Source organism: Chelatococcus asaccharovorans (assembly GCF_003201475.1).
Lineage (GTDB): Bacteria > Pseudomonadota > Alphaproteobacteria > Rhizobiales > Beijerinckiaceae > Chelatococcus > Chelatococcus asaccharovorans.
Genome location: NZ_QJJK01000005.1, coordinates 101,719 through 121,049 on the forward strand (window position 1 = coordinate 101,719; position 19,331 = coordinate 121,049).

The 19,331-nt window shown below is 64.5% G+C and carries 22 protein-coding genes; 8 read left to right on the forward strand and 14 right to left on the reverse strand.

Going from position 1 to position 19,331, the window contains the following annotated elements; genetic code table 11:
• The first annotated feature begins 159 nt into the window (after positions 1-159).
• The 6 genes from thpR to C7450_RS12700 all read left to right on the forward strand — a co-directional run bounded on the left by thpR (position 160) and on the right by C7450_RS12700 (position 4,752).
• On the forward strand, positions 160-693 hold the full coding sequence (gene thpR / locus C7450_RS12675; protein ID WP_110374826.1) for an RNA 2',3'-cyclic phosphodiesterase: 534 nt from the start codon (positions 160-162) through the stop codon (positions 691-693).
• Positions 694-797: 104 nt separating this feature from the next.
• A complete protein-coding gene (locus tag C7450_RS12680) occupies positions 798-1,211 on the forward strand; it encodes a YkvA family protein (protein WP_110374827.1) in 414 nt (137 codons plus the stop codon).
• A 141-nt stretch (positions 1,212-1,352) separates the two neighbouring features.
• Positions 1,353-1,910, forward strand: coding sequence for an invasion associated locus B family protein (locus C7450_RS12685; RefSeq protein ID WP_245449678.1), 558 nt, complete (start codon positions 1,353-1,355; stop codon positions 1,908-1,910).
• Positions 1,911-2,315: 405 nt separating this feature from the next.
• Entirely contained in the window at positions 2,316-3,614 is a 1,299-nt protein-coding gene (rlmN, locus tag C7450_RS12690; RefSeq protein ID WP_110374828.1) for a dual-specificity RNA methyltransferase RlmN, read from the forward strand.
• Positions 3,615-3,617: 3 nt separating this feature from the next.
• A complete protein-coding gene (locus C7450_RS12695; protein ID WP_110374829.1) occupies positions 3,618-4,088 on the forward strand; it encodes a hypothetical protein in 471 nt (156 codons plus the stop codon).
• Between the two features lie 82 nt (positions 4,089-4,170).
• Entirely contained in the window at positions 4,171-4,752 is a 582-nt protein-coding gene (locus C7450_RS12700; protein WP_110374830.1) for a LemA family protein, read from the forward strand.
• A 51-nt stretch (positions 4,753-4,803) separates the two neighbouring features.
• Here C7450_RS12700 and leuB read toward each other — a convergent pair whose 3' ends face one another.
• The 13 genes from leuB to C7450_RS12765 all read right to left on the reverse strand — a co-directional run bounded on the left by leuB (position 4,804) and on the right by C7450_RS12765 (position 14,485).
• Positions 4,804-5,913, reverse strand: a complete 1,110-nt coding sequence (gene leuB / locus C7450_RS12705) for a 3-isopropylmalate dehydrogenase (RefSeq protein WP_110374831.1) — start codon at positions 5,911-5,913, stop codon at positions 4,804-4,806.
• Positions 5,914-6,055: 142 nt separating this feature from the next.
• Positions 6,056-6,661: a 3-isopropylmalate dehydratase small subunit gene (gene leuD / locus C7450_RS12710; RefSeq protein ID WP_110374832.1), complete on the reverse strand. Its 606-nt coding sequence runs from the start codon at positions 6,659-6,661 to the stop codon at positions 6,056-6,058.
• 60 nt (positions 6,662-6,721) lie between these two features.
• Positions 6,722-7,108: a metallopeptidase family protein gene (locus C7450_RS12715; protein WP_110375118.1), complete on the reverse strand. Its 387-nt coding sequence runs from the start codon at positions 7,106-7,108 to the stop codon at positions 6,722-6,724.
• 93 nt (positions 7,109-7,201) lie between these two features.
• Entirely contained in the window at positions 7,202-7,453 is a 252-nt protein-coding gene (locus C7450_RS12720) for a hypothetical protein (protein ID WP_110374833.1), read from the reverse strand.
• Between the two features lie 30 nt (positions 7,454-7,483).
• Positions 7,484-8,011 carry a GNAT family N-acetyltransferase gene (locus C7450_RS12725; protein ID WP_110374834.1) on the reverse strand — a complete coding sequence of 176 codons (528 nt, stop codon included), beginning with the start codon at positions 8,009-8,011 and terminating at the stop codon, positions 7,484-7,486.
• Positions 8,008-9,411 carry a 3-isopropylmalate dehydratase large subunit gene (gene leuC / locus C7450_RS12730; protein ID WP_110374835.1) on the reverse strand — a complete coding sequence of 468 codons (1,404 nt, stop codon included), beginning with the start codon at positions 9,409-9,411 and terminating at the stop codon, positions 8,008-8,010. The genes C7450_RS12725 and leuC overlap by 4 nt, the downstream gene beginning before the upstream one ends.
• 542 nt (positions 9,412-9,953) lie before the next feature.
• The gene (rplS, locus tag C7450_RS12735; protein WP_110374836.1) at positions 9,954-10,355 is read right to left on the reverse strand and encodes a 50S ribosomal protein L19; all 402 of its coding nucleotides are present in this window, start codon (positions 10,353-10,355) and stop codon (positions 9,954-9,956) included.
• 201 nt (positions 10,356-10,556) lie between these two features.
• Positions 10,557-11,243: a tRNA (guanosine(37)-N1)-methyltransferase TrmD gene (trmD, locus tag C7450_RS12740; RefSeq protein ID WP_110374837.1), complete on the reverse strand. Its 687-nt coding sequence runs from the start codon at positions 11,241-11,243 to the stop codon at positions 10,557-10,559.
• A gap of 5 nt (positions 11,244-11,248) precedes the next feature.
• Positions 11,249-11,797, reverse strand: coding sequence for a ribosome maturation factor RimM (gene rimM / locus C7450_RS12745; protein ID WP_245449680.1), 549 nt, complete (start codon positions 11,795-11,797; stop codon positions 11,249-11,251).
• A gap of 204 nt (positions 11,798-12,001) precedes the next feature.
• On the reverse strand, positions 12,002-12,358 hold the full coding sequence (gene rpsP, locus C7450_RS12750; protein ID WP_110374838.1) for a 30S ribosomal protein S16: 357 nt from the start codon (positions 12,356-12,358) through the stop codon (positions 12,002-12,004).
• Between the two features lie 37 nt (positions 12,359-12,395).
• Positions 12,396-12,695 (reverse strand): chorismate mutase, encoded by a 300-nt coding sequence (locus tag C7450_RS12755; protein WP_110374839.1) that lies wholly within the window; start codon positions 12,693-12,695, stop codon positions 12,396-12,398.
• Positions 12,695-14,260 carry a signal recognition particle protein gene (ffh, locus tag C7450_RS12760; protein ID WP_110374840.1) on the reverse strand — a complete coding sequence of 522 codons (1,566 nt, stop codon included), beginning with the start codon at positions 14,258-14,260 and terminating at the stop codon, positions 12,695-12,697. The genes C7450_RS12755 and ffh overlap by 1 nt, the downstream gene beginning before the upstream one ends.
• A 3-nt stretch (positions 14,261-14,263) precedes the next feature.
• Positions 14,264-14,485 (reverse strand): glutathione S-transferase, encoded by a 222-nt coding sequence (locus C7450_RS12765; protein WP_110374841.1) that lies wholly within the window; start codon positions 14,483-14,485, stop codon positions 14,264-14,266.
• Between the two features lie 634 nt (positions 14,486-15,119).
• Between C7450_RS12765 and C7450_RS12770 the strand changes: the two genes are divergently transcribed.
• The gene (locus C7450_RS12770; protein ID WP_110374842.1) at positions 15,120-17,273 is read left to right on the forward strand and encodes a glycosyltransferase; all 2,154 of its coding nucleotides are present in this window, start codon (positions 15,120-15,122) and stop codon (positions 17,271-17,273) included.
• Positions 17,266-18,483: a class I SAM-dependent methyltransferase gene (locus tag C7450_RS12775; protein WP_110374843.1), complete on the forward strand. Its 1,218-nt coding sequence runs from the start codon at positions 17,266-17,268 to the stop codon at positions 18,481-18,483. The genes C7450_RS12770 and C7450_RS12775 overlap by 8 nt, the downstream gene beginning before the upstream one ends.
• 18 nt (positions 18,484-18,501) lie before the next feature.
• On the opposite strand, the gene C7450_RS12780 is transcribed toward C7450_RS12775, so the two are convergent.
• The gene (locus tag C7450_RS12780; RefSeq protein WP_245449682.1) at positions 18,502-19,260 is read right to left on the reverse strand and encodes a GyrI-like domain-containing protein; all 759 of its coding nucleotides are present in this window, start codon (positions 19,258-19,260) and stop codon (positions 18,502-18,504) included.
• Between the last annotated feature and the right edge of the window lie 71 nt (positions 19,261-19,331).

The following is a 19,331-nucleotide window of genomic DNA, read 5'->3' on the forward strand; positions in this document are numbered from 1 at the left end:
CCGGCGCTTGGAAACCACGGGTGTCATCCCCGGCGTCGCGTAGCGACGGGAAGGGGATCCATGGATCATGACGCGGATCATGGATCCCCTTCCCGGCCGGCTTGGCCGGCCGCCGGGGATGACACAAGACGAGAACGGAACACGTTTGAGGAGAAGACCATGCCGCGCCTGTTTTCCGCTCTCTCCGTCCCGGAAGATGTCGCCGGTGCCTTGTCTCGCCTGCGCGGCGGGCTGCCGGGCGCGCGCTGGATGGAACCGGCCGACTACCACATCACATTGCGCTTCATCGGCGATATCGACGAGCCGACGGCCCGCGACATCGACGAGACGCTGGCCGAAATCCACCGCCGCGCGTTCGATGTCACCATCGAGGGTCTCGACAGTTTCGGCGGCGCAAGGCCCCGCGCGATCATCGCCCGCGTGACGCCGACCGCGCTCCTGGCAGAGCTGCAGGCAGATCTTGAACGACGCTGCCGCCGCGCCGGCCTTGCGCCCGAAACCCGCAAGTTCACCCCTCATGTCACCCTGGCACGGCTGCGCGACGCCTCGCCGCTCGACGTCGCGGACTATCTCGCGACGCGCAGCGCACCCCGGTCCATCAGCTTTGCGGTGGACCATTTCGTCCTCATGTCGGCGCGTGCCTCAGTAGGAGGCGGGCCCTATATCACCGAGGCCGTCTATCCGCTGATCTGACCATTTCCCGCTCTGCGGCGCTTGCGCCGACGCCCGCCTCCTCCCATGTTTCAGGGCGGTGTGAGCGGGCAAGCCGCCAACCACGAGGAAGGATGCACGCTGCGATGGCTACTGGCGATGTCGCTGGTTCCGGTTTCGAACATCGGCTGACGCCGGAGGAAATGGCCGAAATCCGGCGCCGGGCGAAGGTGGAGGAGGGCGACGCAGAGGTGCGGGTCAAGCGCGGGTTTTGGCCAGCCCTGAAGCGTGTGGCGCGCCATATGCCCTTTGCGAACGATCTCGTCGCCGCCTATTTCTGCGCGCTGGATCCGAAGACGCCACGCCGCGTGAAGGTGGTGCTATACGGCGCGCTGGCCTATTTCATCCTGCCGATGGATGCTGTTCCCGACATCATTCCGCTGCTCGGCTATGGCGACGACATGGCGCTCCTTGCCGCTGCGATCGCGGGCGTTGCCACATCCATCACCGACGACCATCGCCGTCGCGCTCACGAAACTTTGTCGGACATGGACGTCTGAGCAGCAGACGCCATTAACGTTCGCGCGTTACGCATCCCCCGTTCAGGGAAAATTATGCCTAAGATTCTATATCATGGTACAGAACACGGTTAAGGGAACGCGCCCGCTTTTCCTGCGGGCTGCGGGGAGTAACATGCGTTCATGATTCGGCATCTCTCCTTCCAGCCCCTTCGGGGCTTCTTCATGGTCACGCTGCTCTTGTGCGGTTACGGAGCAACAGCGACCAGCGCGACGGCGCAAGGCGCCGCCAGCCAGGGCCAGGCGGTGCTTCTCGCCTCGTCAGGCGACTGGGGCGCCTATGCCTCGGGCCAGGGACGCAACAAGGTCTGCTATGCGCTCTCGCAGCCCAAGACACGCCTGCCTCCGGGGCTGAACCGCGACCCTGCCTATCTCTTCATTTCCACGCGACCGGCTGAGAACGTCCGAAACGAAATCAGCCTCGTGATGGGCTTCCCGACGAAGGAAGGTGCAGAGGCCTCGGCGACGGTGGGCGATGCGAAATTCGCCCTCGTGACGAAAGATACCAACGCCTGGGTCAAAAACCCCGCTGAGGAAGCGCGGGTCCTCGCCGCTTTTCGCGGCGGCGCCAAGCTTATCGTGAAGTCGCAGTCGCGCCGCGGCAGCAACCTGACGGACGAATATTCGCTGGCAGGCTTCACCCAGGCGCTTGAGCGTGCCGCCGCCGAATGCCGGAAATAGACGGCTTCCCGACTCGCGCATAAATTGACGAGCAAATCCGGTTTGGATGGTATCAGACGAGTCCATCCAAACGGATTTGCTCCGCGTTTGATGTCAACCCGTGCGGCGCCCAAGTTGCGCCGCACGCACAAGTGGCGCCACATGCACATGTTGCGCCGTATGCATGTGTAGCGCGCTCGCCATCGCGGTGGGCGTGGCGCCGATATGCAATCGGCATGGCCGTCCTGTGACGAGCATGCTATAGCGGCGCATCACATTGCACGTGGAGCGCTTGTCACCCTTGGTGGCTACCATCCGGGCGACGAGCCGCAGCTCCGACCGACAACCCTATGCATATCCACTGGATCGCCGGGACACCCGGCATCGGCCTTTGGAAGAATGCGTCGATATATGAGATGATTGTCCATGGCCGAGGTATCGCTCGACTTTGCCAGACGCAGCAGCCCCCCGGCGGCGGCCGTGGTGCATGCGCCCGTCGGCGCCGACGGCCCGGCGGGTGCCCAAAGCCCCTCGCTGCTTGGCGCAACGCGGCAGGAACTCAAGACGGCCCTTTCGTCGATCGGTGTGCCGGAGCGCGACCTCAGGATGCGCACAGCCCAGCTCTGGAGCTGGATCTACCAGCGCGGGGCCACCGATTTCAGCGCCATGACGACGATCGGCAAGGATCTGCGTGCCCGGCTCGGCGATGCCTTCACGCTCGCCCGCCCCGAGGTAGTGACCGAGCAGGTATCGCGTGACGGCACGCGCAAATGGTTGATGCGCATGGCACCGACTGCGCCTCACGAAAAGTTGAAGGGCTTGGGCCCGGAAATCGAATGCGTCTATATTCCGGAAGCGGACCGCGCGACGCTCTGCATCTCGAGCCAGGTGGGCTGCACGCTGAACTGCTCCTTCTGCCACACAGGCACGCAGAAGCTGGTGCGCAACCTCACTACCGCCGAGATCGTGGCGCAGCTCGTGGTGGCGCGTGATCGACTGGGCGACTGGCCAGGCCAGTCGCCACCGCCCGGTGCGCGCGAGCAGGGTCTCCTGCCCGGCGACGGCAACCGCTTCGTCACCAATGTCGTCCTGATGGGCATGGGCGAGCCCCTCTATAATTTCGACAATGTCCGTGACGCCATGGCCGTGGTGGCCGACGGCGATGGCCTGTCGCTCGGCAAGCGGCGTATCACCTTGTCGACGTCCGGCGTCGTTCCGATGATTCCCCGCGCCGGCGAGGAAATCGGCTCGATGCTGGCCATTTCCCTCCACGCCGTGCGGGACGACCTGCGCAACACGCTCGTGCCCCTGAACAAGAAATATCCGATCGCCGCGCTGCTGGAGGCCTGCCGCAATTATCCCGGCGTCTCGAATGCGCGCCGCATCACCTTCGAATATGTGATGCTGAAGGGTGTCAACGACAGCCCGTCGGATGCCCGCGAGCTCGTGCGACTGCTCAAGGGCATTCCGGCCAAGATCAATCTCATTCCGTTCAATCCCTGGCCGGGAACCCAGTATGCGTGCTCGGACTGGGACACGATCGAGACATTCTCCGACATCGTGTTTCGGGCCGGCTATGCAAGCCCCGTGCGCACGCCGCGCGGGCGCGACATCCTGGCCGCCTGCGGCCAGCTGAAGAGCGAGACGGAAAAGCTCCGGGCGCGGGCGCGCCTGATGGCGGAGACCGGCATCGGTGCCGAAGGCCTGTTCACCGCCGGAGACTGACCGATGCGCCTCCTCGCGCGCTTTCTGCTTGTACCGCTCGGTATCGGCTGCGCCGTGACAGCGAGCCTCATCTTCCTGTTGGCGGCTGCGACCTTCCAGCCGGCGCTCGGCCGGCTCTTCGCCGGCCTGAGCCTCGCCAGCCTGTTCGCCTTTCTGGATGCCCTGACGGCGACCGGAGACCCCGAAGCGGCCCCGCGCGGAGCGCTTCTGGTTCTCTGGACGCTGACCGTCGGCATCGTGGCTCTGCCGCCCGCCGTCGTTGCCCTCATCGGCGAATTCGCCGGCTGGCGCTCCTTCGTCTGGTATTCCGGCATGACCGGTGTCCTGACCGCGGCCCTGCCCTGGATCGCCCGAGGATCCGCCGAAGGTACCCAGGGCGAGGCCGATATCACCCTGGTGCTGTTCCTGACCGGCGCGCTCGCAGGCCTTGTCCATTGGGCCGTCGCAGGCCGCACTGCGGGGCGCGAGCTATGATGACGGCAGCCCGATTGTTCCGGCACGCGTCTGGCCTCACAGCCATGTCATCTCTTCAATTGACGATCGAGGAAGTCTGACCATGAGGTCACGGGCGTTCATCAGCGTTGTCGCCGTTGTGATGGCGGTGTGTTTCGGTGCGGCAACGGTCGTGTTCGCCAGGAATAGCGCCGCGGAGATTCCCGTCCGCGCCGAGAATGCCGTGGCAGCCTGGAGCAGCGTCGAAAAGGAATTCAAGGCGCGCACCGCGGTCGTGCCGGCGATGGTCGCGCTCGCGATCCGCGTCGAGGCCCCCGACAAGCTGCGCGAACGCATCGTGACGGCAAGCGAGGACATCGAGACCCTGCCGCCGGATCCCGCGACGCCCTATTCACCCGACAAGCTGCGGGCCTTCATGGCGACCCAGGATGCACTCTCCGATGCGCTGGGCGAAGTGCTCGATCTCGTCAACGCCCATCCCGCCGATGCCGCAGACCCCAAGGTCAAGGCACTCCTCGCGCAGCTGGCCGACCACGAGCAGCGCATGGTGGTGGCGCGCAGCGACTATGTCGAAGGCGCCAAGGCCTATAACGCAGAGCTCGAAACGATGCCGAACCGCTGGACGGTGTCCTATTTCCATCCCGATGCGTCGCCGATGGTGGCAAGCTTCGATTTCAAGAAATAAGGAGCGCTCAAGGCGCTCCTCCAAAAAAACCTGTCAGAAGCCTGCGAGCGTTCAGCGGGCGAGATGCTGCAGCTCTGTGAGAATGGCATCGCCCATTTCGCCGGTGCTCGCCGCATTGGCGCCGCGCGCGGCGATATCCCGCGTGCGCAAGCCGCTGCCCAGCACATTCGCCACCGCCTTCTCCAGGAGATCGGCCTCCGCGACGAGATTGCAGGAATAGCGCAGCGCCATGGCAAAGGAGCCGATCATGGCGATCGGATTGGCGAGGCTCTGCCCGGCGATATCCGGCGCCGAGCCGTGCACCGGCTCGTACATCGCGCGGCGCTTGCCTGTCGCGGGATCAACCGCGCCCAGCGCCGCGGAAGGCAGCATGCCGAGCGAGCCGGTCAGCATCGCCGCCACATCCGAGAGGATATCGCCGAAGAGATTGTCGGTGACGATGACGTCGTACTGCTTGGGATTGCGCACGAGCTGCATGGCGCAGTTGTCGGCGAGCACATGTTCCAGCGCGACGCCGGGATAGTCGCCGTGCACGCGGGTGACGACCTCGTTCCACAAGACGCCGGACTTCATGACGTTGCGCTTCTCGGCGGAAGCCACCTTGTTGCGGCGCTTGCCGGCGAGATCGAAGGCGATGCGGGCGATACGATCGATCTCATGCGTCGTGTAGAGCTGGGTATCGACGGCGCGCTTCTCACCGTTCTCCAGCGTCACGATCTCCTTCGGCTCGCCGAAATAGACGCCGCCGGTCAGTTCGCGGACGATGAGGATGTCAAGCCCCTCGACCAGCTCGCGCTTCAGTGAGGAAGCGTCGGCGAGGGCCGGATAGCAGATCGCCGGACGCAGGTTGGCGAAGAGCTCCAAATCCTTCCTGAGCCGCAGCAGGCCGGCCTCCGGGCGGCAATCGTAGGGAACCTTGTCCCATTTCGGTCCGCCGACGGCGCCGAACAGCACGGCGTCGGACGCCATCGCGAGCCCCATCGCCTCGTCGGTGATGGCAACGCCGTGCGCGTCATAGGCCGAGCCGCCCACGAGATGGCGCTCGGTCTCGAAGCGGTTGCCGCTTTCCTTGTCGAACCAGCGAACGAGTTTCTCCACCTCGCTCATGACTTCGGGACCGATCCCGTCACCGGGGAGGAGAAGGAGATTGAAGGATGCCATGATGCCTCGCGAGACTACGCCGAGTTGAATGATGCCGGAGGTTTAAGACCTTCCGCGACGAATTGGCAAGCATTTGGCTAGGCGAGCCTCGAAGCACGCAGAGCCCTCGCTCAACAGCAACCGCGTCGTGAGATCCACGCCCTCACAGCCAGGGATGCGTCTCTTTCGCCTTGGTCTCGTAGGCGGAAATTGCCTCCCGCTTCTCCATGGTCAGGCCGACGCCGTCGAGGCCGTTGAGCATGCAATGCTTGCGGAAGGGGTCGAGATCGAAGCTGATGCTGCCACCGTCTGGTCCCTTGATCGTCTGACTCTCGAGGTCGATCGTGAGCGTGGCGTTGGCGCCGCGCTTGGCGTCATCCATGAGCTTGTCGAGGTCCTCAGGCGAGACCTTGATCGGCAGAATGCCGTTCTGGAAGCAGTTGTTGTAGAAGATGTCGGCAAAGGACGTCGAGATCACGCAACGGATGCCGAAGTCGAGCAGCGCCCAGGGCGCATGCTCGCGCGACGAGCCGCATCCGAAATTGTCGCCCGCGACGAGAATCTGGGCCTTGCGGTAGGCCGGCTTGTTCAGGATGAAATCGGGGTTTTCCGAACCGTCCTCATTGAAGCGCATCTCGGCGAAAAGACCCGTCCCGAGACCGGTGCGCTTGATTGTCTTCAGATACTGCTTCGGAATGATCATGTCGGTGTCGACATTGACGATCTCGAGCGGCGCCGCGACGCCGGTCAGCGTAGTGAATTTATCCATCCGTCCAGTCCTTCCAACCAAATTCCAAGCATCCGGAGCTCCCATGCTCCGCAGATCGCATCAACCGGCTTCCCGCTCGATCGCCTCGATATCCTCATCAGACAGGCCGAAATGGTGTCCGATCTCGTGGACGAGCACATGGGTCACGATTGCGCCCAGCGTCTCTTCGTGCTCGGCCCAATAGTCGAGGATGGGCCGGCGGTAGAGGAAGACCATGTTCGGCATCTGCCCGCTCAAGGGGCCGGCCCCTTGCTGCGCGAGGCCATGTCCACGAAACAGGCCGAGCAGATCGAACGGGCTCTCGAGCTGCATCTCCTCGGTCGTCTCATCGTCGGGAAAATCCTCGATCGTCAGGACGACGCCGCGGCATAGCTCGCGGAAGGTCTCCGGCAGCTGGGCCAAGGCGCGGTCCGCCAAAACCTCTATATCCGCCAGGCTGGGGGCCATCCGAGCCGCCCAGGCGGTTGCCGATCCGGCCGCCAGATTCTCCACTGATGCCACGCCGTCAATCTCCGTTCAGAGCCCCGTGCGATGATCGCATCAACCCCGCATCTGCATGATCAGCGACACCGCGAGATAAATCACCACCACCACACCGATCGCCCGCCCGATGCGGCGCCCCCAGACTTCGATGGGATCCCGCCGCCCGTCCGGCAACACGGGCGCATCGGCGCCGGTCATGTGGCGGACGACACGCGCAACGCTGGAATCGGCGATCGCCTCGCTGTCGCGGGACACGCGCTCCAGCGTTTCCTTCGCCTCCCGGGCCCGCTCCTCATCACCCTTCGTCATCGTCCACCCTGGCCTGGCAAAGCCCTCGCATCACCAGGAGATGCCCGGTTCGAGCCAGATCACATAGCTCTTCCAGGGGCCGGTCTCGGCAATCCGATCATAGAGCTGCTGCGCGACCAGATTGTCGTGAGGGACCATCCAGCGCAACTGGATCCAGCCGCGCTGGCGTCCCTCGGCAACGATATCGGCGATCAGCGACCGCGCAACACCGCGCCCGCGCGTCTCCGGAACGACGTAGAGATCGTCGATCTGGCCCGCCCGCCGGCGCGAGATAGCCTCCGGGAGATCGTAGTACAAGGCGAAACCGACCAGCTTGCGCCCAGCAGCCTCATCGGCGAACGCGCCGCGAATGTTGACCCCGGGTTCCGCCAGAAGCTGCGCGACATAGGCGAGGTCAGGCTTGTCGCCATTACCCTCGCCATGCGTGAGCGCCTCGCCATAGGCGGCGATCAACGGCAGAAGCTCTGCCGCATCCGCCAGGACCAGTTTCCGCAGCAGAAGTCCGCCTGCGGCTGTCGAAGCGGCCGCGCCAACCGGCGACGGCCCACCCGCGGTCATTTCCAGTCCCGGATATCGACGAAGCGCCCGGCGATCGCCGCCGCCGCCGCCATCGCCGGCGACACGAGATGCGTGCGGCCCTTGAAGCCCTGGCGACCTTCGAAATTGCGGTTCGAGGTCGACGCGCAGCGCTCGCCCGGCTTCAGCTTGTCGGCGTTCATGGCGAGGCACATGGAGCAGCCCGGCTCGCGCCAGTCGAAGCCCGCCTCACGGAAGATGACGTCGAGCCCTTCTTCCTCGGCCTGCAGCTTCACCAGACCGGAACCCGGAACGACCATGGCGCTGACGCTGGGGTGCACGGTCTTGCCCTGCACCATGGCGGCAGCCGCACGCATGTCCTCGATGCGGCCGTTGGTGCAGGAGCCGATGAAGACGCGATCGACCGTCACGTCCGTGATCTTCGTGCCGGGCTTCAGGCCGATATAGTCCAGCGCGCGCCACTTGGAGTTGCGCTTGTTCTCGTCCTGGATGTCGTCCGGATTGGGCACGACGCCGGTCACCGCGACGACGTCCTCGGGGCTCGTGCCCCAGGTGACGATCGGCGGCAGGCTGGCGGCGTCGAGGCGGATTTCGCTGTCGAAGACCGCGCCTTCGTCCGTCTTCAGGCTGTCCCAGAAGCGCACGGCCTCGTCCCAGGCAGCGCCGGTCGGCGCCTTCGGGCGGCCCTTCAGATAGGCGTAGGTCTTCTCGTCCGGCGCGACGAGCCCGGCGCGGGCGCCGCCCTCGATCGTCATGTTGCAGACCGTCATGCGGCCTTCCATGGACAGGGCGCGGATCGCCTCGCCGGCATATTCGATGACATGGCCGGTACCGCCTGCCGTGCCGATCTCGCCGATGATGGCCAGCACGATATCCTTCGCGGTGACGCCGGGCGGCAGCTGCCCGTCCACCGTCACGCGCATGTTCTTGGCCTTCTTCTGGATCAGCGTCTGGGTAGCGAGCACATGCTCCACCTCGGACGTGCCGATGCCGTGGGCCAAGGCACCAAAGGCGCCATGGGTCGAGGTGTGGCTGTCGCCGCAGACGATTGTCGTGCCCGGCAGCGTGAAACCCTGCTCCGGCCCGATGACATGGACGATGCCCTGGCGCACGTCGCGCTCGTTGTAATATTCGACGCCGAAGTCGCGGGCGTTTTCCGCCAAGGCCGCGACCTGCGTGGCCGCCTCCGGATCATCGATGCCCTTCGAGCGATCGCTGGTCGGGACGTTGTGATCGACCACAGCCAGCGTCTTCTGCGGCGCGCGCAGCTTGCGGCCGGCGACGCGCAGGCCCTCAAAGGCCTGCGGGCTCGTCACCTCATGCACGAGGTGACGATCGATATAGAGCAGGCAGGTGCCGTCGGGCTGTTCGTCGACGACGTGGTCGTCCCAGATCTTGTCGTAGAGGGTACGAGGCTTCATGGCGTGATGATCTCAACTGCGAGGATGGCTGCGGCTTTGGAGCCATCGAAAACGGCCGCATGTGCGGACGACGTCCGCACACGACATATGAGCCGGCTGGTCCGGCGTCAGATCACCGTAAGTTGCGCATTCGCGGCCGTGGTCAGACGTCCGAAGAACCGCCCCGGCAGACGCGCGTGATCGTGAAGCGCAGCAAACTCATGCGTCGTCACCACCGGTCGCGCCCGCAAGGCGCGCGACGAGGCCGGTAACAACCGATCATGAGAGCATTGCACGATCATAATGCCTAGTTTTTAGCAGATCCAAAAAGATCCGACAATCAATACCGCACAGGAGGTCCGCACAAGAGGTCTGCACGGGAGATCTGCACGAGAGATCTGCACGAGAGATCTGCACGGGAGATCTCTCGGCGCGACAGGCGCGCCAAAAGAAAAAAGGCGGGAACCGCATACCTTCCGGATGATCCCAAGAGACCATCGACGGAAGACAGGCAGGCCCGCCTCTACACCCGGCAGCAGCGCTGCCGGGCCGGGAATGCGCGATTACTCGGCCGCGGTGGCGGCTGCGCCCTTGCCCTTCGGCGAGCGGTCCACGCGCTCGGCGATACGGGCCGACTTGCCGCGACGATCACGCAGGTAGTACAGCTTCGCCCGGCGCACCTTGCCGCGACGCACGAGCTTGATGGAATCGATATTCGGCGAGTAGAGCGGGAACACGCGCTCGACGCCTTCGCCGTAGGAAATCTTGCGGACGGTGAAGCTCTGGTTGATGCCGCCGCCGTCACGGGCGATGCATACGCCCTCGTAGGCCTGGACGCGGGTACGCTCGCCTTCCTTGACCTTCACGTTCACCTGTACGGTGTCGCCGGCCTCGAAATCGGGAAACTCGCGATTCTCCGAGAGCTTGGCGATCTGCTCTTTGTCGAGCGCTTCAATGATGTTCATCGGTTAAACTCCTGCCGAGACGCCCTCACGGGCGCCAGCGTTTCGGCGACGCTGTTTTGAATTGGTATCCGCTGAGCCTCATGAGGCACCGAGGATGGCGCGCTATACACCAGCCAGACAGTCCTGTCGAGGCACAAGGCGGGCCTGTCACCGGTTTGGACGGGCCGCGCAAGCCGCGATCCGCAAGGCCCCGGCCTGGCCTTATCGTGAGGTCAACAGGTCCGGCCGGCGCTCGGCCGTCAGGCGTTCGGCTTCCTGCCGTCGCCAGCGTGCAATGGCGCCATGGTCACCGGACAGAAGAACATCCGGAATGGAGCGGCCTTCCCATTCGCGCGGCCGCGTATACTGCGGATATTCGAGGAGCCCGTTCTCGAAGCTCTCCTCGTCTCCGGACGCGCCGGCGCCCATCACGCCCGGCAACAGCCGCACGCAGGCGTCCGTCAGCACCATTGCCGGAATCTCGCCGCCGGAGAGCACATAGTCGCCAATCGAAACCTCGGCGAGATCGCGCCCGGCGATGACGCGCTCGTCGACGCCCTCGAAGCGACCGCAGACGATGACAAGGCCGGGCCCGGCAGCGAACCGGCGTGCGTCCGCCTGGGTGAAGGGACGGCCCCGCGGGCTCATCAGCAGCCGCGGCCGGAGGTCGCCTTCGTCAGCCGCCGCGTCGATGGCCGAGGCCAGCACATCCGCCCGCAGCACCATGCCCGGCCCCCCACCGGCGGGGGTGTCATCCACCTTGGCGTGGCGGCCGATGCCGTGGTCGCGGATCTGCCGCGCCTCAAGGCTCCACAGCCCGCGCGCCAAGGCATCGCCCGAAAGGCTCGTGCCGAGCGGGCCGGGAAACATCTCCGGATACAGGGTGAGAATCGTGGCGCGCCAGCTCATCGCCCTCAGGTCCGGCCGTCTCGGTCGTCATCCTCGGGATCGCGGGGCTCTGGTGGCGCGAACAGATCCTTGTCGGCCACGACGACATGGCCCTGCGTGACGGACACCACGGGCACGGCCGCCTTGCTGAACGGCACCATCGCCGTCACGGGACTATCGACCGCCCGGACCTCGATGATGTCACCGGCGCCAAAATCATGAAGGCCGACCAGCGTTCCGAGGCGCGTGCCGTCCTCGGCGAGGACCGCAAGGCCGATGAGATCGGCCTGCAGGAATTCCTCCTCCGCGAGATCGCGCGCCAGACGCTCCCGCGGAATATAAAGACCGACGCGGTTCAAGGCCTCGGCCGCGTCGCGGCTGTCGACACCGACGACGCGCGCCACCAGCATATCGCCAGCCGGGCCCGCCGCCGGCCGCACGTGGCTCAGCACGAAGCGGCGCGCGCCGTCGGCTGTCTCGAGCGGCGCGTAGTCCTTGATGGCTTGGGGTTCACCCGTGAAGGACTTGAGCCTGACCTCGCCGCGCACACCGTGCGCGCGGCCGAATTCGCCCACGAGCACAAGCCCGGGACGCGGCTTGACCGCGCGCGCGCCCGGTCCGGCCTCGTGGCGAGGCCGAGGTGGTGGCGCAGGCTGGGAAACGGCGCCCCCTTCCCGGCCCCGGCCCTCCGTCGGAGGGTGGGACGAAGCCATCCGCGAGGACGGCTTACGCCCCCGGGGCGGGAATGACGGAGCGCGCTCCTTCGCCATGGCGCAGGCTTACGCCTCGGCCGCCCCGGCGCCCGCAGCCGCAGCACGCTCGGCCGCGCGCTCCTGGGCCTTCTTGCCCGGCTCGGCCTTCTTGGGGTTGTTGCGGGCCGGACGCTTGGCGACGCCGGCGGCATCGAGGAAGCGCAGCACGCGGTCGGTCGGCTGGGCGCCCTTGGCGAGCCAGGCCTTGGCCTTCTCGACATCGAGCACGATGCGGGTGGCATCATCCTTCGGCTTCATCGGATCATAGGCGCCGATGCGCTCGATGAAACGCCCGTCACGCGGGGCGCGGGCATCGGCAACCACGATGCGGTAGTAAGGACGCTTCTTGGCGCCGCCACGGGTCAGACGGATCTTCAGGGACATTAAAGACTACTCCTCAGGTCTAACGATAGCAGGCGCCTCAGGCGCCCTGGTTCTGCCGGCTCTTGATGGTTTCGTGATGCCGGATCACTTCCTTGACGATGAAGTTCAAGAACTTCTCGGCGAAGTCGGGGTCGAGATGGGCGTCGGCGGCGAGGGCCCGCAAGCGGGCGATCTGCCGGGCCTCGCGGCTCGGATCCGCGGGCGGCAAATCGTGCGTCGCCTTGTATTCGCCGACCGCCTGGGTGCATTTGAAGCGCTCGGCCAGAAGATGCACCAGCGCCGCGTCGATGTTATCGATGCTGCCGCGCAGGCGCAGCAATTCAGGATGCGCGTCCATCACTTCTTCTTCCCAAATCCGGGAAACCCGCCGAGCCCGGGCAGTTTCGGCCCAAGGCCGGGAAGTCCCCCACCCATACCGGGAAGCTTGGGCGCGCCGAAGCCGCCGGGCGGCAGCGCGGGCAGCCCGCCACCACCAAGCCCGGCAGGCAGTTGCGATTTCATCTGCTCCAGCATCTCCGGCGTCATCTTGGAGGGATCGATATTGGGCATGCCCCCGCCGAGCCCGAACATGTTGCCGAGCGCGCCTGCGATGCCACCACGACCGCCCTTGCCCATGGACTTCATGACGTCGGCCATGGTGCGATGCATCTTCAGGAGCTTGTTGACGTCCTCGACCTTGGTGCCGGAGCCGGCCGCGATGCGCTTCTTGCGGCTGGCCTTGAGGAGGTCCGGATTGCGACGCTCCTTCACCGTCATCGAGTCGATGATGGCGGTCTGGCGCTTCACCACCCTGTCGTCGAGATTGGCACTCGCGATCTGGGACTTCATCTTGGCGATGCCGGGGAGCATGCCGAGCAGGCCGCCCATGCCGCCGAGCTTTTCCATCTGGGCGAGCTGGTCACGCAGGTCCTCGAGATCGAAGGAGCCCTTGCGCATCTTCTCGGCCATGCGCTTGGCACGGTCGGCGTCGAAGCTCTCCGCCGCCTTCTCCACCAGCGAGACGATGTCGCCCATGCCGAGAATGCGGTTGGCGACGCGCGCCGGATGGAAATCCTCCAGCGCATCGACCTTTTCGCCGGTACCGACGAGCTTGATCGGCTTGCCTGTCACGGCGCGCATGGAGAGCGCCGCACCACCACGGCCGTCACCGTCCATACGGGTCAGCACGATGCCGGTGAGCCCGAGCCGGCCGTCGAAGGCCTTCGCCGTATTCACGGCGTCCTGGCCGGTGAGGCTGTCGGCGACCAGCAGCACCTCGTGCGGCTGAGCCACGGCCTTCACCTCCGCCGCCTCCAGCATCAGCGCCTCATCGAGCGTCACGCGGCCGGCGGTGTCGAGCATGACCACGTCGAAGCCGCCGAGGCGCGCCGCCTCCATGGCACGGCGGGCGATCTGCACGGCGGACTGGCCGGCGACTATCGGCAGCGTCTCGACGCCGACCTGCTTGCCGAGCACGGCGAGCTGTTCCATGGCAGCAGGGCGGCGCGTATCGAGCGACGCCAGCAGCACGCGGCGCTTGGCCTTTTCCGTCAGGCGCTTGGCGATCTTCGCCGTCGTGGTGGTCTTGCCCGAGCCCTGCAGGCCGACCATCAGGATACCGACCGGCGCCGGCGCCTCGAGATCGATGCCTTCGGCCTCGGCGCCGAGCATCGCCACCAATTCGTCGTGCACGATCTTCACGACCATCTGGCCGGGGGTCACCGACTTGATGACCTCGGCGCCGACGGCACGGCTGCGCACCTTGTCGATGAAGCTGCGCGCGACTTCCAGCGCCACGTCCGCCTCGAGCAGGGCGCGGCGGACCTCGCGGAGCGCGGCGTTGACGTCTTCCTCGGACAAGGCGCCGCGCTTGGTCAGCGCATTGAAAATGCCGGAGAGCTTATCGGAGAGATTGTCGAACAAAGTTCACTCCTCCATCTGTCCGGCGCGGGTCGCACGCCGAACGGCCAACGCCGCCGCGAAATGCTTGATGGCCGTCTCGAACTGGTCCCGGCTGTCGGGATTGCTGAAGCCGACGACCGCCCCCTCGTATCGGGTGAGGCTGTCAGCCGCGATCGGCTGCCCGGACCATGGGCACAGCGCGTTGATCGCGTCTTCAATCCTCAATGGCGTATCAGCCGATGCCATGCCTGCTCCTCGCGCAAGTCCGTCTGTTGCGGATTTGCTCCACTTAAAAATGAGCGAGCAAATTCACCGACGCGGACGGAGACAGATGCGTCCGTCCGCGTCGGATTTGCTCTCGTTCGCCCCGCCCCAAGACCGTCTTCAAGCGCGAACACGCCCGAGGGCGCACAGCGCTGTCGGACGTTGACCTCCGGTCTCTCGGACCAGTCGGCGGCTCTCGAACACGGCAAGGTTCGGGCAAATATGGGCGCCTTATGGGCCACGGGCACCGATGAGTCAAGATTTGCCGCTCGTTTCCCCCGTACGCCCTGTCCGCCATGGGCGCAGGGTGCACCCCTCGCCCGTGGATCCTGCATCCCACGCTGTCGCGGGCACGGCCGGCGCCCCATTTGTGGGTTAAGGTCTGGCGAGAATTTGCGCATTCCATCGCCCACCGCCATTGCCAAGATCAAAGAGCGCACCCGAGTTGGTTTACAAGAAACTCCACCGCGAAGCCCTCTTTTTTATATGTAATATTTTTCTATTATTTTCTGGATATAATATCCATTAAGTCACAATCATCGCGTAAAATTGACCACATCTCTGTGTTACGTTAGATCATCCGCGGAATTATGAATTTCTCTGAGGAAATATCATCGTGGAGCCTTTCCGGTCACTGGACGCGTCAATCATTCTGAATATCCATCGTGAAGCCGTCTTCCTGAAGCGCACCCTCCTGTCCTTGGATGCAGCACTTGCAGTCGCCCGCGCCGAGGGACTTGTCATCGAGCTCGTGGCCGTGCTCGATCGGAGCAACGATGCGACGCGCGCCGTTCTCGCTGGGCACGATCTTGGCAGCTACGGCCACGTAGAGATTATCGAAGTCGACAACGGTTCGCTTGGTTTGTCGCGAAATGATGGCATCGCACGAGCGCAGGGCGAACTGATTCTGACCGCCGACGCAGACGATCTCGTTTCGACCAACTTTCTGTTGGAGACCATTCGGGCAACGCGTCGCGCCGGCCCCGACTGTCTAATCTTTCCCGCATATCTCTTTGCCTTCGGCGCGAGCTATCATATCTGGGCTTATCGCGACCTGACCACGGTCACGCCGCTCGCCTTCGTCGATATGCATCCGTTCGTGTCCCGCGTTTGCGGACATCGTGAGATTTTCAGACAACTGCCGTTCGCGGATGTTCAGATCTCCGCGGGATATGCCTATGAGGATTGGCATTTCAACAGTCGGGCAGCGGCAGCAGGCTTTGACATGAGTGTTGCGCCGGGCACCATTCTTTTTTACCGGCAGCGGCCGGATAGCCTGCTCAGGCAGTCCGATGCCGGCTCCACGCGTCAGATTCCGCCGAGCCCGCTGTTCGATCCCAAAACCTATATCGAGATCTGCGCGCCCTATTACCGCGTTGTCGCGGATGCGCCAGGCGCCAGCAAGCCGGGAGACCCGCCCAACCGCAGCCTCGCCAGCCGCCCCGACATCAGCAGGGAAATCAACGCGGCCAACGCGATAGAACCCCTGATTGCGCTGCCCCATTTCGACGACTGCCCAATCGGCTCCAACTCGCTCCACGACCTGTCGGCAGGTGTCGCATATTACGAGCTATGTCAGGCGATCGGCGACACCTCTTTCGACGAAGTCTTTCTGCTGCCATTCATGGCGCGCGGCGGCGCTGAAAAATACGTCCTAGAGCTTCTCGATGCGATGTACACGAGCGATCCGCTCGCCAATACGCTTCTGATCTTCGGTGAGAATTGTCCGGCGCCTTCCTGGGAAGATCGCGTGCCACCCAACGCGACGATCCTGGATCTGGGAAGTCTGTGCAGTAAATTGTCACTGGATCAACGCTGCCTTCTGACGCTTAAGCTGCTGCAGTCACGGACGCCGAAGGCGCGTATTCACATGCGTGAATCAGCTTTCGTGGGGCAATTTCTCAAATATTTCGGACGCTTGGCTCGCAATTTCGAATGTATATACTATAATTTTACAGAAACTTATCAGGTGAGAAATGGCGAGATTTTCATCTGCCATAGCCCGCTCGACATGATTGCGCATAACTTCGACGCATTCTCGATGATCATCTGCGATAGCATGACGATGATCAACAACGATCGCCGCCGGGTGGGCTTTTGCGAGGACAAATGGCAATGCCTCTATGCCCCCGTCCGCGGACCCACCACCGCGGCTCCGCGGACCGCGGACGCGGCTTGCCATATTCTATGGGCATCGCGGCTCGATTCCCAAAAGCGTCCGGAACTTCTGCCGCTGATCGCCAGGCGTTTGGAGCGCCAGCTCCCCTCAGCGCATATCCACGTATACGGCGGCGCCGTCTTTGGCGGCCTCCCCCCGGCACGGCTTGAAGGGCTCAAGAACCTGACCTTCCACGGAGCCTACAACGGCTTCGATTCGCTCCCCACGAACAACTATTCGATATTCATGTATACGAGCTACTTCGACGGCATACCCAACACCATACTTGAGGCGATGAGCCATGGCCTGGCTGTGATCGCGCCCGCTGTAGGCGGCATTCCCGAGGTGGTGATCGATGGGGAAACCGGGCTCCTCCTGCCCAATATCGAGGACAACGAGGCCATGGCGGAGGCCTATGTCAGGGCATTGCTCCGTCTGCACCGTGATCCATCGCGGATCCAATCCTACAGCAATGGCGCTCTTGCGCTGATCGAGCGCCAGCATTCCTACAAGGCTCACCGCGCTCGCGTCGCCGAATTGTTCAGCCCTGCGCCGCGTCCTGCCCCGGCTGCATCGTCGGCTCGCCTCCCGGAGATCCTTTGTCATGGCTGAGCGATTGAGCTTCACCCCTGGAGCAATGCCCTACAACGCCATGCTCGCGGCAGAGCACGTGGCGCGCTACATCCTCGCGCAGCCATTGTGCGGTGGAAAGCGCGTGCTCGACATCGCCTGTGGCGAGGGCTACGGGACGAGCTTCCTGAAATCGTCCGGGGCCGCTTCGGTCGTTGGCATCGACATCTCCGGCGAGGCGATCGCTTCCGCCAAGGCACGCTTCGGACAAACAGGTGTCACATTCGCGGTCGGCGACGCGCTGAGCGCCAAAGCCGTGCGGCAGTTCGGACCGTTCGACCTTATCACCTGTTTCGAGACGATCGAACATGTGGCGGACCCCGGGCGTTTACTGGGCAATCTCCGTAACCTCATGGCGCCCGACGGCACGATCATCGTCAGTTGCCCCAATGACAGCCTCGAAGCGAGCCGCGGGATCAAGAACCCCTACCACCAGCGCACCTACACCCTGAAGGAGTTCAGGGAGACGGCGGAAGCCGTCCTGGGACCGGCGACCCAATGGCTTCTCGGAACGCCGCTGACAGGGCTCACGATCCTCGACTGTGACACGGACGAGCTGCGAAGCGCGGATACCGCTATGGACCTCGCCCTCCGGCCCGTGCCTCTCGAGCGCTCCTTCATGCTTCCTGCCCAGAAAGACCAGAGCGTCGAACCGGAAACTTCGACCTTCTTCGTCGGGCTATGGAACGCAACTGTGCCGACGACGCAGCTCGTGGCGCCGATATCGCGGCCGAGCTACCTTGAATACTGGCTCGAGGTCGAGCGCCTGCGGAAGGTCAATGCCGCGCAGAACGCGGAGATAGAGCATCTGCGGACTGCCGCGGCCGCCCAGAACGCAGAGATGGAACACCTGCGGGCGGCCGAGGCCGCGCGGAACGCGGAGATAGAAGGTCTGAAAAAGGTCGACGCGGAGCAGAAGGCAGAGATCGATTATTGCCGCGAACTCGCCCGCGTGTCGGAGGAGCGGGCCCGGGAAATCAGGCGCATCGCCGCCTTCGAGAAGGATACGCTCATCGCGGAGGTCACGAAGCTGCGGTATTTCCACGATGTCGCCTACCAGTCCCGGGCTCATCGCGCGGCCGCCGCTTATATCCGCCATGCAAGCGGCGACGGCTTCGTGGCGCGGATGCTACGGCTATTCCGCAACATCGCGGCCTCAGGCCGGCGCACGCTGCGCCGGCTGGCGCGGTGAGGTCAGCCGATCGCGCCCCTATTTGGGCTGCACGTAGACGTTGATCTCCAGGTCCGGATCATCCGGGTCCATGGTGCGCGACGAATATTCCTCGATGAAGGCATCCTTCGCGACCATGTTCTTCGAGTCGAGATAGGCGGTAATGGCCTCGTAGGTCGTATCGATTTCGTCGTAAGGGGCCTTGTGCACGAAGCGCAGGGCCCGTCCGGAAGGAGTCACGCCGGCCGTGATGCCGGGCGCGATCTCGCCTCCGCCGGGAAACGGCGCGGCCAAGGGCACCATGGCTTCGAAACGGAAATGCGTGTCGTCGGCCGACAGGAACACCGCGAGCGGTCGCCCAGCCGGCTTCAATCCCGCCTTCGCCAGAGCATCCTGAATGCGGGCAAAACTCTCGGTCAGATTCTTGAAGCCGTCGTCCCACGTGCTCTCACCGCCCCGCAGAACTGCGGCCGGCTTTTCCGGGAGCATCACGTCCTCCGCGTCGCCGCTGTTGCCCGTCAAGGGCACGAGGGCCGGCAAGTCCTCGGCGGCTCGTGACGCGGCCGGTGATCCGTCCGCCGGCGCCGGTGCAGGGGAGGACGTGGCGGGGGGTTGTGCGCCTCCTTGCGCAAAGGCACCGGGCGAAAGAGCCGTGGCTGCGACGAGGAGCGCCGCCATAACCAGCCCGGGCAAGATCCATGCGGCGACCGGCTTCGATGTTCCGGGTCGGCCAAGGCCACGCGCCTTGTGACGCGCACCCGGACGAGGCACGATTTGCGAGATTGTGACTTCTCCCAATGCCCGGCTCCCCATCATTGCCTGGCTCCTCGCCACCGCCGCGAATCGCAACCTCTTCGCTCGCCGCAACG